We start from the raw sequence: 12214 nt of genomic DNA on the forward strand, positions 1-12214 counted from the left end.
TTCCCTCGCCGGGACCCGGCGTCCCCGTCTGACCCCAAAATTAGTGTTTATGCTCGCCGATCAAAGAAAGATTGTCGTGTTCCAGTTGATTCAGCTTGTGTCTGCGCATGATCATGTACATGGTGCCGGCGACGAACAGGCCGAACAGGGTGATGATGATATTGAGTGGCAGGTGCAGGCGTATCATGATCGAGTACATGGCCAGCATGGTAAGAATCGACAGGTTTTCATTGAAGTTCTGCACCGCGATGGAGTGGCCTGCGCTCATCAGGACGTGGCCGCGATGTTGCAGCAGGGCATTCATGGGCACGACGAAAAAGCCCGACAGGGCGCCGATCAGTATCAGCAGCGGGTAGGCGATCCACACGGAGTGTACCTGCGTCATCATCATGACGATCACGCCCATGGCGATACCGAGCGGAATGACGGTCAGCGATTTGCGCAGCGGAACGAAGCGTGCCGACAGTACGGCGCCGGCGGCCACGCCGATGGCCACCACGCCCACCAGGCTGGTCGCCTTGTCGAAAGGCATGTTCAGCGATTGCTTGGCCCATTCCAGCACGATCAGCTGCAAGGTTGCGCCAGCGCCCCAGAACAGGGTTGTCACGGCCAGCGTGATCTGGCCCAGCTTGTCTTTCCACAAGATGGAATAGCAATTGGCAAAATCGGTGATCAGTTTGATAGGATTGCGTTCCTGGTGCGCATACACGCAGCCCGTGTCAGGAATCTTCAGGTTGGCCAGGGTCGCCAGCACGTAGATGCCCACTACCACGCACAGGGCCGCTTCCGTTTTGGTGTTGATGCTGGTATCGACGAGCGGAAAATCGAACGACAGCAGTATGCCGGACATGTGGCCGCTAACAAGCGCGCCGCCCATGACGGTGCCGAGGATGATGGAAGTGACGGTCAAGCCTTCGATCCAGCCATTCGCTGCTACCAGCTTTTCCGGCGGCAGCAGTTCCGTCAAGATGCCGTATTTGGCGGGCGAGTACACGGCCGCACCGAAACCGACGACGGCATAGGCCAGCAGCGGGTGGACGTGAAAGAAGACGAGGGCGCAGCCGAAAATTTTGACCATGTTGGCGATGAACATGACCTTGCCTTTCGGCAGTGCATCGGCGAAGGCGCCGACAAAAGCGGCCAACAGCACGTAAAACAGCACGAACGACAGTTTCAGCAGCGGTGTGATCCACGCCGGAGATTGCATGGACACCAATAAATCGACGGCGACAAAAAAGAGGGCGTTATCTGCCAGCGAGGAAAAGAACTGCGCCGCCATGATGGTATAAAAACCACGATTCATTCTGGATTGCCTGAAATCATATCTGGCTTGCTTTATACCACGAAAAAACGGCAAACCCCAAGTTTGGACGGGGCTGCTTTGCATAGTCTTGCCTAAGCGAAGCATAATTTTTGTGCGGTGGAAAAATACATCACATGTGAACATTTTATACCTGCTGTCTTGGGCGAGTATCGAGAAGCGTCGCGCTCATCGGCCGTGCAGGCTTGCCGGCCCGCATCAAACCCATCCGGTAAAATAGGGCTTTCCCACTTGCCGTGAACCACGCATATGCCCAGGCCCCTCATCGCTACCATCCATCTTGATGCCATGCAACAGAACCTGGCGCGTGCGCGTGCCTGCGCCCGTGGCGCCAAAGTGTGGGCCGTCGTCAAGGCGAATGCCTATGGTCACGGCCTGGAGCGGGCCATGCGCGGGTTTGCCGACGCCGATGGCCTGGCGCTGGTCGAGCTCGATTACGCCGTGCGCTTGCGTGAACTGGGTTGGACCAAGCCCATCTTGCTGCTGGAAGGCTTTTTCGATGCCAGCGATTTACCCGTCATGGCGCAGTACCAGCTCAATGGCAGCGTGCATTGCGAAGAACAGATCGCTCTGCTGGCAGCGGCGCGCCTGCCGCACGCCATCGATGTGCACCTGAAGATGAATACGGGCATGAACCGCCTGGGCTTTACGCCGCACACTGTGGCCGCCGCATACGCGCGCCTGCGCGCCATGGCGCATATCGGCACGATTACCCTGATCACGCATTTTGCCAACGCGGACGCGGCGGCGGCCACGCGCTTGCCGCTGGCCCAGCAGATGTCGCGTTTCGAGGCCGGGGTGGCCAGCATCGCTACGGTCAGCATGGGCACGGTCTTGCCGCGCAGCCTGTGCAATTCGGCCGCCATGCTGCTGCACCATCTGGACAGCGATTGGGTGCGCCCCGGCATCATGCTGTATGGTGCTACGCCCGGCGGCGCGGCGGCGCAGGCCTTGGGTTTGCTGCCCACCATGACCTTGCGCAGCAGCATCATCGGCATCCAGGATATCGACGCTGGCGCAGTGGTGGGCTATGGCAGCGGCTACGAAGCGGCCGGCAAGACCCGGGTGGGTGTGGTGGCCTGCGGCTATGCCGATGGCTATCCGCGCCATGCGCCCGATGGCACGCCCGTGCTGGTCGACGGCGTGCGCACGGGACTCATCGGCCGGGTCTCGATGGACATGTTGATGGTGGACTTGACGCACGTGCCCGGCGCGCGCGTTGGCAGCAGCGTGACCTTGTGGGGGCAAGGCATGCCGATCGACGAGGTGGCCATGGCCGCCGGCACCATCGGCTACGAGCTGATGTGTGCACTGGCGCCCCGCGTACCAGTGAACGAGGCGTGACCGCGAGCGGCGAATTGGTTATACTATGATTCTACTGTATATATAACCAGCTGTTTCACTTTACCCGAGCACAATACACCATGGCAAAAGTCAAGACCATCTACACGTGCAGCGATTGCGGCGCCAGCAGCAATAAATGGATGGGGCAATGCACCTCGTGCAATCAGTGGAATACCATGGTGGAAACCGTGCCCGAGACGGCTGGCAACAACCGCTATTCGAACCCGCAGCACATGGCGCTGGCGCAGACGGCGCCCGTGCTGTCGCTGGACGATATCGACGCCATCGACGTGCCCCGTTTCGGCACGGGCATCGAGGAATTCGACCGCGTGCTGGGCGGCGGCATGGTGGCGGGCGGCGTGGTGCTGATCGGCGGCGACCCGGGCATTGGCAAGTCGACCCTGCTGCTGCAGGCGCTGGCCAATATGTCGCACCACAAGCGCGTGCTGTATGTCAGTGGCGAGGAATCCGGCGCCCAGATCGCCCTGCGCGCCAAGCGCCTCGTCATCGACGCCAAGGAACTCAAGTTGCAGGCCGAGATCCAGCTGGAGAAGATCCTCTCTACCTTGAACGACTTGAAGCCGGAAGTGGTGGTGATCGACTCCATCCAGACCGTGTATTCTGACGCGCTCAGCTCGGCGCCCGGTTCCGTGGCGCAAGTGCGCGAATGCGCGGCGCAGCTGACGCGCGCGGCCAAGCAGACCGGTGTGACCATCATTTTGGTGGGCCACGTGACGAAAGAGGGTGCGCTGGCCGGTCCGCGCGTGCTTGAACACATCGTCGACACGGTGCTGTATTTCGAGGGTGACGCCCATTCCAGCTTCCGCCTGGTGCGTGCCATCAAGAACCGTTTCGGCGCCGTCAATGAACTCGGTGTGTTCGCCATGACAGAAAAGGGTTTGAAAGGCGTGTCGAACCCGTCTGCCCTGTTTCTGTCGCAGCATGACAATCAGGTGCCGGGTTCCTGCGTGATGGTGACGCAGGAAGGCACGCGCCCCTTGTTGGTGGAAATCCAGGCCCTGGTCGATACCAGCCATCTGCCGAATGCGCGCCGGCTGTCCGTCGGCCTGGAGCAGAACCGCCTGGCCATGCTGCTGGCCGTGGCGCACCGCCATGCTGGCATCGCCGCCTTCGACCAGGATGTCTTTATCAATGCCGTCGGTGGCGTGAAGATCACCGAGCCGGCGGCCGACTTGGCCGTGTTGCTGGCGATTAACTCGTCGATGCGCAACAAACCCTTGCCGCGCGGCCTCGTGGTATTTGGCGAAGTGGGTCTGGCCGGTGAAATCCGTCCCGCGCCACGCGGCCAGGAACGCTTGCGCGAAGCGGCCAAGCTGGGCTTTACCCTGGCCGTCGTGCCCAAGTCCAACCTGCCCAAGCAAGCCATCGAAGGCATCAAGGTCATCGGCGTCGAGCGCATCGACGAAGCGTTCAATAAGTTGCGCGACCTGGAGTAAGTGTTGGCGTGGTTTAAATGTCAATTTTAGCGCAAGTAAAACAGAATTTCCGTTTAGATCTATAATATCAGTCCGATGGATTCGTCTCGCGAGTCCGCATCGGTAATGCATGGATAGAGAAGCGGAATACGGTGTCAGTTGAGCAAAGGCAGGGCGCACGCAAGATTTTGCGTGCTAAGGCAATGTTGGTCATGGATGGCGCGGGTCCTGTAGCGGCCCGCACCCTTGATGTGGGGCCGGGCGGCATGGTCGCCATCATCTCTGATCCGGTGCCGACAGGCAAGCAGGGCAAGGTGTTGTTCGAGTTGTTTTACGATGGCTCGGCGCACATCATCGAGGCGCGCGTGTCCGTCTCGCACTGCATTTTCAGCAGTGCAGGTTTCAAGGTCGGATTTACTTTCCAGCAACTGGACATGGCTGTCAGCAGCGCCATCGCGAAATTTATGCGCTGAGGCGCGCCCTTGGCGTGTGGCATGCGCAATGCGCTAAAATGGTGCATATGGCTTTGTAGCCGGGAAAAACGCGTTCTGTTCGCTGTTTTGATATTCAGCCAATGCTGCATAATGAGCAAGCAGAAGAAGGACCTTGCCGCGCCAGATGCGCCTGCCGTCCTTTGCCATTGCAGCGCAGCGCGGCCGAGATCTGGACCGTGTGCCATGACCTTAGACCCGACGGGAGCGCCGACCATGTTTAACTCGACCATTAATAGCAAGGCTTACACCAACAACACGCAACAGACGACGCAGGGTAGCATCTCGGCCGATGTGTATGCGAAGGTGGAGCGTCAGATGCAGTCGCAGAACTCGGGCGTCGGCAAGCTCAATGCCAGCCTGGCGCGCGACCAGGCCAAATTTTCTGGACTGGGCCAGTTGCAATCGGCGCTGGCGAAATTTCAAGCCGTGGCCAAGAACATGGCCGGCAGCGGCTTGGCCACGGCAGCTACCTCCAGCGCCAAGGATGTCCTGAGTGCCAGCACCACCGACAAGGCTGTCAGCGGCAGCCATGCACTCAATGTCAAACAGTTGGCACAGGCGCAGACTTTGCTCAGCGGCGCGCAGAAATCATCAAGCGCGGCGATCGGCACGGGCGCGCCTGCGTTGCTCAAGATCGAAGTGGGCGCGACCGACGGCAAGCAATTTACCCCCGGCAGTGGCAAGGTCATTTCGCTGACCATCGACAGCAGCAACAATAGTCTCGACGGCATCGCCGCTGCGCTGAAGCAGCAGGGCATCGACGCCAGCGTGGTGAAAGGCCCGGACGGCTATGCGCTGACTCTAAACGGCAAGAGCGGTGCCGACAGCAGCATGCGTATCAGCGTGTCCGGCGACGCTGCCGTCAGCAATCTGCTCAGCTATGCGCCCGGGGCCAGCAAGGGTTTACAGCAGACGGCTGCCGCGCAGGACGCGCTGCTCAGCGTTGACGGCAAGGACATCAAGAGTGCCACGAATACCTTGACGACAGCCGTCGAGGGCGCCACCATCGAATTGAAGAAAAAGGGTATGACCGAGCTCGTCATTACCAAGGATAGCAGCCAGATTGCCAGCAATGTGGCCAGCTTCGTCACGGCCTACAATGAACTCAACAGCAAGCTGCAAAGCCTGCAGCAAGGCGACTTGAAGTCCGACACGGTATTGGGCCAGGTGCGCTCGCAGATGGAGCAGGTGCTGCGCACGGCCAGCACGGGTGTGCCCGCTTCCATATTAGGCAGCGCTGGCGTCAGCCTGGGCAAGAGCGGCGAGCTGGTGATCGACGATAAGAAGCTCAAGGCCGCCATCGCCGCCGATCCGGACGCTGTCAGCAAGCTGTTTACGAATAAGGGCAAGGGCGTGGCGGACCAGTTTTCGAGCAAGATCGGCGAACTGACGGGCGAAACGAGCATCATTCGCAAGGAAGTGCAATCGGTGGGCAAGGAGATCACCACCTTGAACAACAAGAAAGCCGTGCTGGCCAAGGCGCTGACGGCGCAGGCGCAGGCGCTGGTGAAAGCGTATTCGGCCCAGGAACAGATGGGCACGAACCCGGCCCTGCCCGGTTATACGGGCAAAAACTCCCTATTCGATTTCATGGCTTGAAGCGCACCGCCTTGCCCTGAGCGCCGTATCGGCGCGCCGCCTATAGCCTGTCACCCTTGGCAAAAAACGCTGATGGCGAACTGCCGAAAGTCTTCTTGAACATGGCGGAAAAGGCCGACTGGCTGGCGTAGCCGAGTTCTTCCGCCACCTGTGACAGTGGCACGCCGCGTGCGATCAGGGGCGCCGCGTGCGCCAGGCGCACCTGCTGGCGCCACTGGCCAAAACTCATGCCCAACTCCCGTTCGAACAGCCGCGCCAGGGTGCGCTCCGAGGCGCCGACCTGTTGCGCCCAGTGTTCCAGGGTCTGATTCGAGCCCGGTTTCTCGATCAGGCCGTCGCACAGCGTCTTCAAACGTTTGTCTCCAGGCAAGGGGACGCGGATGGGGCGCGTGGCCGAGCGCTTCAATTCATCGAGTATCAGTTCGGCCAGCAAGGCTTCGCGCGCCGGTTCCTGGCCCGGGTCCAGTTGTTCCAGCGCCATGATCAGTTGGCGCAGCAGGTTCGATACTTCCAGCACTTTGCAATCATGTCCCGCAAACGGCGCGCGCGCGGCATGGATGCACAGGGGGCGCAAGCGGGTTTTTTCCAGTATCGTGACGGCGTGCTCGACGTTGGGTGCGATCCAGATGGCGCGCATGGGTGGCAGCACCCAGCTGCTGTTGTTGGCCGTGATACGCAGCACGCCTTCGAGCGCCATCGTGACCTGGCCCCAGGGATGACTGTGCGGTAACAAGAATTCCTCGGATTGCAGATCGCGCGCGATCATCGTCACGGGGATAGTCGCGCTGGGTGCTTCGCGCGGCGGACACATGCGGGTATGGTGGAGGATAGGTATACCCATCAGCTTGGCCTTAATTCGATAAATTATGTCGTTCCGTCGAAAAACGGACGATGGTATTTTGCATACACTTGAGCTTCACCAGTATAAGACAGGGGCGGACATGATAACAACCAAGCCGGCAACGCAGTTGCCCGCACATTTGCCAACAACGTTGCGCAGCGACGTGCGCGTCATCGCCCTGGTAGGCCTGGCGCATGGCGTCTCGCACTTCTACCATTTGATCCTCGCGGCCCTGTTCATCTGGCTGAAACCTGCGTTCGACCTGTCGTATGCGCAACTGGGCCTGCTGATGACGGTATTTTTCATTATCTCGGGCGTGGGGCAGGCGCTGGCCGGCTTTGTCGTCGACCGCTTCGGCGCCCGTGCCGTGCTGTTTTCCGGCATTTTCTTGCTCGGCGTGTCGGCGCTGGCGCTGTCCACCGCCCACAGCTATGCGGCGCTGATGCTGGGCGCCATGCTCGCTGGCATGGGCAATAGCGTGTTCCATCCGGCCGACTACACCATCCTCAACCAGCGTGTCTCGGCAGCCCGCGTGGCTTACGGTTTTTCCGTGCATGGCATCAGCGGCAACATCGGCTGGGCGCTGGCACCTTTATTCATGACGTATGTTGCCGCCCAGTATGACTGGAGAGTCGCGCTGCAATGCGCGGCCGTGCTGCCCTTTGGCGTGCTGCTGATCCTGTTGTTGAACCGCCGCGCCATCCGTCCCGAGCCTGCCACGAAGGTCGCGCCGGGCCAGGCTGCCGGTGGCGAAGGCACGCTGGATTTTTTGCGCCTGCCGGCCGTGTGGATGTGCTTTGCCTTCTTTTTTATTACCGCCATCGCCCTGGGTGGCATCCAGAGCTTTGCCAGCGTCGCCCTCGTCAGGCTGTACGGCATGAGCCTGGCGCTGGCCACGAGCGCTTACACGGCGTATATGCTGGCCTCGGCCGTGGGCATGCTGGCCGGCGGCGTGTTGGGCGCGCGCAGCGAGCAGCCGGACCGCAACGTGGCAATCGCTTTTTCCGTCGCCGCGCTGCTGGCCGTGCTGCTGGCCATGGCCGTCGTGCCAGCCTGGGGTGCGCTGCTGCTGATGGGTGCCATCGGCCTGGCATCCGGCGTGGCGGGGCCGTCGCGCGACCTGATGATACGCGCCGCAGCGCCCAAGAATGCCACGGGGCGCGTGTATGGCGTCGTGTATTCGGGCCTCGACAGCGGCCTGGCCGTGGGGCCCCTGTTCTTCGGCGCGCTGATGGATGGCGACCATCCGGCCCTGCTGTTCGTCTTCATCGGCGTCTTCCAGGCGCTGGCGATTGCCACGGCCGTGGGCGTGGGCGGTAAAACACGTGCCGCAGCGCTACAAAAGGCATAGCATCGTCGCCATCGGCTACTAACAAAGGAAGTGCCAAGAGCTTGGCCGCCACCAATTTGTGCGACGCCCATGCAGCCATGCTGGAGGTGGCATTCTGGTGGTGCGTCAGGGTCTCGCTTGCGCTATCGCCGTTCCCGTCTGGAGGTGTTGAAGATGTTGCAAATTATCTACATAAAATATATTTTTGCAAAGTTCTTTGATTTCCATCAAGGCTGAGATATGATTGCTCTCAGGGTAAATTTAATACCATTAAGGCAAGGAAACCAGCTCATGAAAATCGCTACCATCGCAGCAGTTGTCGCTCTGCTTACTGCCGGCACGGCCAGTGCCAGCCCCGTCAACCTGATCACGAATGGCAATTTTGAAACGCTCGCGCCCGGCTACACCTTCGGCAGTGGCTTTAAAGTCGTCTCCAGCGGCTCGTCGGCAATCACGGGCTGGACCGTGGGCGCCAGTTCCGTCGACCTGATCCGCAATGCCTACAACGCCATCAATGGCTACAGCATCGATATGCTGGGCACGCCAGGTCCGGGTTTCCTGTCGCAAAATTTCAATGTCGTGGCTGGCCAGACGTATAGCCTGAGCTTTGACATGGCGCGCAATTCCAGCGGTCCGGCAGGCCAGGGCGTGGCTGTCAAGTTCGGCGGCGTGGCAGGCGATTTTTACTCGACTGCCGCCGCCTCGAACACCTTGTACAGCCATACCCTGAACTTCACGGCCGCCACCACTGGCTTGGCGACCCTGTCGTTTGCCAGCGCCGCCAAGGCTGGTACGCGGTTCGACAATTACTCTGGCGCCGTCATCGACAACGTGTCCGTGATGGCCGCCGTGCCGGAACCGGAAACCTACGCCATGCTGCTAGCTGGCCTTGGCCTGATGGGCTTCCTGCGTCGCCGCAAGGCCGCCAAGTAAGCCTGTTTTGCCTCAGATCAAACCGCCTGCTGCATCGCACAGGCGGTTTTTTGTTTTTCAGCGCTTGTTCCTCGCTTGTTCCTCTATCTTGCACCCCCGCGCCCTCCAATGATCGCCTTGCTAGCGACCTTGCGCTGTGCTAGCCGCGTTTTTCAGGCCGGTGCACGGCGTTGCGGCGCAATGGTGTCGCTTGCGCCATCTCGACGATCTGCATGGATTCCTGTTTCATCTGGCAACTGAACCCCTTCAGGTGCGCCTCGGCGGCGTGGCCGCTGCTGCTCACGGGCCAGTCCGTGCTGTGCCGTTCTTCGCGCCGGAACTGGCCTGGGGCCTGGCGCAAAGCTTGCCATTACGCCCCAGCGCAGGCGTGCGGCGAGGGGCGGCGCACGAATCGCTGTTGAGATGACGATAACGAAATGCAATAATGGCCGGCCTTTACAGCACTAAACGACTCTTGAGGAAATGACTATGCAGCACGATGGCGCAGGAAAAAACATGGCCTTGCTCGATCCGGTGGTGGCGCCGCGCATCGCGGTGACGCGCCTGGTGACGGGCATGCTGCAAGGCTTGCTGCTGTACTGGCTGTACAGCACGGCGCAAGACAAGGTGTGGCCCGCCACGGAAGCTTATCTGCTGGGTCCGTTAATGCTGATCAGCTTGCTGCTGCCCATTTTGCTGGTGTCCAGCCTGGGCCATATGTCGGCGAAGCGCATCGCCCTGTGGATGGCTGGTGCCGGCGTCGTGCTGGCCGTGCTGGCATGGCATGACGTGGCGCGTGGCGCCGAGCACGTCATCTGGGGTAATTACAAGCCGGGCGCGCCGCTGCGCGTGATTTCCGCTCAGTTGTTCGGCTTTTGCGTGGTGGGCTTGTATATCGCCCATGCGCTGGTGCTGGCCAGCGCCCAGGATGGCCAGCGCATCGCCCGCTATCCCACGTACTTTGAAATCGCCTGGAAGCTGGGCATCCAGCTGCTGTTTTCCCTGCTGTTCGTGCTGGGCCTGTGGCTGGTGCTGTGGCTGGGCGGGCAACTGTTCCTGTTGATCAAGCTCAGTTTCCTGCAAAAGCTGCTGGGCCAGGCCTGGTTCGTGATCCCCGTCATCTGCTTCGCATTTTCGTTCGCCATCCACATCACCGACGTGCGCCCGTCCATCGTGCGCGGCATCCGCACCTTGCTGCTGGTGCTGCTGTCGTGGCTGATGCCGATCGCCGCCGTGCTGGTGTCCGGCTTCCTGCTGACCTTGCCATTCATCGGCTTCGAGCGCCTGTGGGCCACGCGCCATGCCGCCGCCGTGCTGCTGGGCATGGCTGGCGTGCTGGTGGTGCTGATCAATGCCGCCTTCCAGAACGGCGAAGTGGGCCACGGCGTGGCGCGCGGCATCCGCCTAGGCACGCGCCTGGCTTGTCTGTTGTTGCCGTGGGTGGTGGGCATCGCCATCTATGCGCTGACCCTGCGCGTGATGTCGCATGGCTGGACGGCCGACCGTCTGATCGCCGGCGCCTGCCTGCTGGTCGCCACCTGCTACGCTGGCGGCTATGCCTGGGCGGCCAGCAAGTATGGCGACTGGCTGCACCTGATCGCCAACGTCAACGTGGCCACCGCCTTTGTTACCCTGCTGGTGCTGTTCGCCCTGTTCACGCCACTGGCCGACCCGGCGCGCATTGCCGTGGCCAGCCAGATGGCGCGCCTGGACAGCGGTAAAGTGAGCGTGGACAAGTTCGATTTCGACTACCTGCGCTTCCAGGGCGCGCGTTATGGCCAGGCGGCCCTGCAGGAATTGACGAAGCGCACGACGGGCGCCGACGCAGCGATCGTGCGGGCCCGCGCCGAAGCCATGCTCAAGCGCCAGAACCGCCTCGACGAGACGGGTGCGCTGAGCGACGTGTCGATCAACCTGACCCTGCGCCCGGCCACGGCGAAGCTGCCCGATAGTTTCCTGCGCCAGGACTGGACGCAAGTGAGTCCGGCCTGGCGCCTGCCCGCCTGTTTGAAGCGGGCAGGGCCGCAGTGTGACGCCTATCTGCTCGATTTTGATGGCGATGGCAAGCAGGACGTGCTGCTGATCAGCAATACCCCGCGTGCCTCGTCGGTCTTGCTGGCGCAAAAGGGCGATGGCAATTGGTACGCGCGCGGACAAATCCCCGAAGATGCGCTGCGCTGCAAGCCCCTGCGCGAGAAACTGCAGGCCGGTCAATTTCAGCTGGTGCCGCCGAAAGTGCGCGAGCTGGAAGTCGACGGCCAGCGCGTGCCGATGACTTTATACACGCCAGAGGACGAGGTCAGCTGCCCGGACGAGACGGTGCCGAGTCAGTAAATGGCAGGGCGAGGAATTGCTGCGCGAGATAAAAGCTCTTGCTTATCATGAAGGCAATAACTTCGTACACTGAGCCGTTCCGGCCGTTCGCTATTGGCTGCCAGCAGCTGCCACTGCGAATATTGAATGATAAACTTGATCCATAATGAAAAAAATACGAAAGTGATAGGTTTCGCTCTCGTTGCAATGTGCTTTGCTGTCAGTAGTGCTGCTTTTTTTGTGGGTAAGCATCTGGGCGCAGCTGGATCCATGGTTGGATTGGCAATTCTTTACGCTGTGATGGCATGCCGTAGCCGCACTCAGTAGTGGTGATTGATTCAACTAAAGCGTGATCATCGTGCGTCCCTGCAGGCAAGCGCCTCGATTGCGCTGGCTAGGAGGGACGCGAAGAAAAGCCATCGCCGGGCTAATGCCATTCAGTTAGTGTGTTAGTGATGCTATTTTTAGCCCAAGAACTAGGACAGGGGTCGGACCCTGAGGGTCCGACCCAATCCACCCAAGTTAAGGAGCAAGCCCGCGCAATTGATGGCAAATCAATGAAATAGTGCTTGACGTGGCACCGGCTTTGCGCGGCCGCCGCCTTGCTGACCTCTCTTTTTTCGA

At 60.7% G+C, this 12214-nt stretch carries 10 protein-coding genes; 7 read left to right on the plus strand and 3 right to left on the minus strand.

Annotated elements, in window-relative coordinates; all coding sequences use genetic code 11:
- Positions 1 to 40: 40 nt before the first annotated feature.
- Complete coding sequence (gene lplT / locus ACQ4V8_RS21460) at positions 41 to 1303, minus strand: lysophospholipid transporter LplT (RefSeq protein ID WP_010399611.1); 1263 nt, start codon at positions 1301 to 1303, stop codon at positions 41 to 43.
- 267 nt (positions 1304 to 1570) lie between these two features.
- Here lplT and alr point away from each other — a divergent pair, with 267 nt between their 5' ends.
- From alr to fliD, 4 genes are all read left to right on the plus strand, one after another.
- Entirely contained in the window at positions 1571 to 2665 is a 1095-nt protein-coding gene (gene alr, locus ACQ4V8_RS21465) for an alanine racemase (RefSeq protein ID WP_070346810.1), read from the plus strand.
- Positions 2666 to 2745: 80 nt separating this feature from the next.
- Positions 2746 to 4122: a DNA repair protein RadA gene (radA, locus tag ACQ4V8_RS21470; protein WP_010399606.1), complete on the plus strand. Its 1377-nt coding sequence runs from the start codon at positions 2746 to 2748 to the stop codon at positions 4120 to 4122.
- A 131-nt stretch (positions 4123 to 4253) separates the two neighbouring features.
- The gene (locus ACQ4V8_RS21475) at positions 4254 to 4574 is read left to right on the plus strand and encodes a PilZ domain-containing protein (RefSeq protein WP_436572153.1); all 321 of its coding nucleotides are present in this window, start codon (positions 4254 to 4256) and stop codon (positions 4572 to 4574) included.
- A 204-nt stretch (positions 4575 to 4778) separates the two neighbouring features.
- On the plus strand, positions 4779 to 6194 hold the full coding sequence (gene fliD / locus ACQ4V8_RS21480; RefSeq protein ID WP_436572154.1) for a flagellar filament capping protein FliD: 1416 nt from the start codon (positions 4779 to 4781) through the stop codon (positions 6192 to 6194).
- Positions 6195 to 6234: 40 nt separating this feature from the next.
- On the opposite strand, the gene ACQ4V8_RS21485 is transcribed toward fliD, so the two are convergent.
- Complete coding sequence (locus tag ACQ4V8_RS21485; protein WP_029496531.1) at positions 6235 to 7035, minus strand: AraC family transcriptional regulator; 801 nt, start codon at positions 7033 to 7035, stop codon at positions 6235 to 6237.
- Between the two features lie 100 nt (positions 7036 to 7135).
- Between ACQ4V8_RS21485 and ACQ4V8_RS21490 the strand changes: the two genes are divergently transcribed.
- Complete coding sequence (locus ACQ4V8_RS21490) at positions 7136 to 8386, plus strand: MFS transporter (protein WP_436572155.1); 1251 nt, start codon at positions 7136 to 7138, stop codon at positions 8384 to 8386.
- Positions 8387 to 8656: 270 nt separating this feature from the next.
- A complete protein-coding gene (locus ACQ4V8_RS21495; protein ID WP_010399594.1) occupies positions 8657 to 9298 on the plus strand; it encodes a choice-of-anchor C family PEP-CTERM protein in 642 nt (213 codons plus the stop codon).
- A 139-nt stretch (positions 9299 to 9437) separates the two neighbouring features.
- On the opposite strand, the gene ACQ4V8_RS21500 is transcribed toward ACQ4V8_RS21495, so the two are convergent.
- Positions 9438 to 9638, minus strand: coding sequence for a hypothetical protein (locus ACQ4V8_RS21500; protein WP_436572156.1), 201 nt, complete (start codon positions 9636 to 9638; stop codon positions 9438 to 9440).
- A 128-nt stretch (positions 9639 to 9766) separates the two neighbouring features.
- Between ACQ4V8_RS21500 and ACQ4V8_RS21505 the strand changes: the two genes are divergently transcribed.
- The gene (locus ACQ4V8_RS21505) at positions 9767 to 11611 is read left to right on the plus strand and encodes a DUF4153 domain-containing protein (RefSeq protein ID WP_436572157.1); all 1845 of its coding nucleotides are present in this window, start codon (positions 9767 to 9769) and stop codon (positions 11609 to 11611) included.
- Positions 11612 to 12214 lie beyond the last annotated feature (603 nt).

Origin of the sequence: Janthinobacterium paucivorans (assembly GCF_051380805.1) — a bacterium.
Classification (GTDB): Bacteria; Pseudomonadota; Gammaproteobacteria; order Burkholderiales; family Burkholderiaceae_D; genus Janthinobacterium; species Janthinobacterium lividum_D.

What these genes read in the sequence shown, in the direction of transcription:
- lplT (WP_010399611.1), bottom strand. Translation starts at nt 1,303, where the DNA reads ATGAATCGTGGTTTTTATACCATCATGGCGGCGCAGTTCTTTTCCTCG.
- alr (WP_070346810.1), top strand. Translation starts at nt 1,571, where the DNA reads ATGCCCAGGCCCCTCATCGCTACCATCCATCTTGATGCCATGCAACAG.
- radA (WP_010399606.1), top strand. Translation starts at nt 2,746, where the DNA reads ATGGCAAAAGTCAAGACCATCTACACGTGCAGCGATTGCGGCGCCAGC.
- fliD (WP_436572154.1), top strand. Translation starts at nt 4,779, where the DNA reads ATGACCTTAGACCCGACGGGAGCGCCGACCATGTTTAACTCGACCATT.
- ACQ4V8_RS21505 (WP_436572157.1), top strand. Translation starts at nt 9,767, where the DNA reads ATGCAGCACGATGGCGCAGGAAAAAACATGGCCTTGCTCGATCCGGTG.
- ACQ4V8_RS21490 (WP_436572155.1), top strand. Translation starts at nt 7,136, where the DNA reads ATGATAACAACCAAGCCGGCAACGCAGTTGCCCGCACATTTGCCAACA.
- ACQ4V8_RS21485 (WP_029496531.1), bottom strand. Translation starts at nt 7,035, where the DNA reads ATGGGTATACCTATCCTCCACCATACCCGCATGTGTCCGCCGCGCGAA.
- ACQ4V8_RS21495 (WP_010399594.1), top strand. Translation starts at nt 8,657, where the DNA reads ATGAAAATCGCTACCATCGCAGCAGTTGTCGCTCTGCTTACTGCCGGC.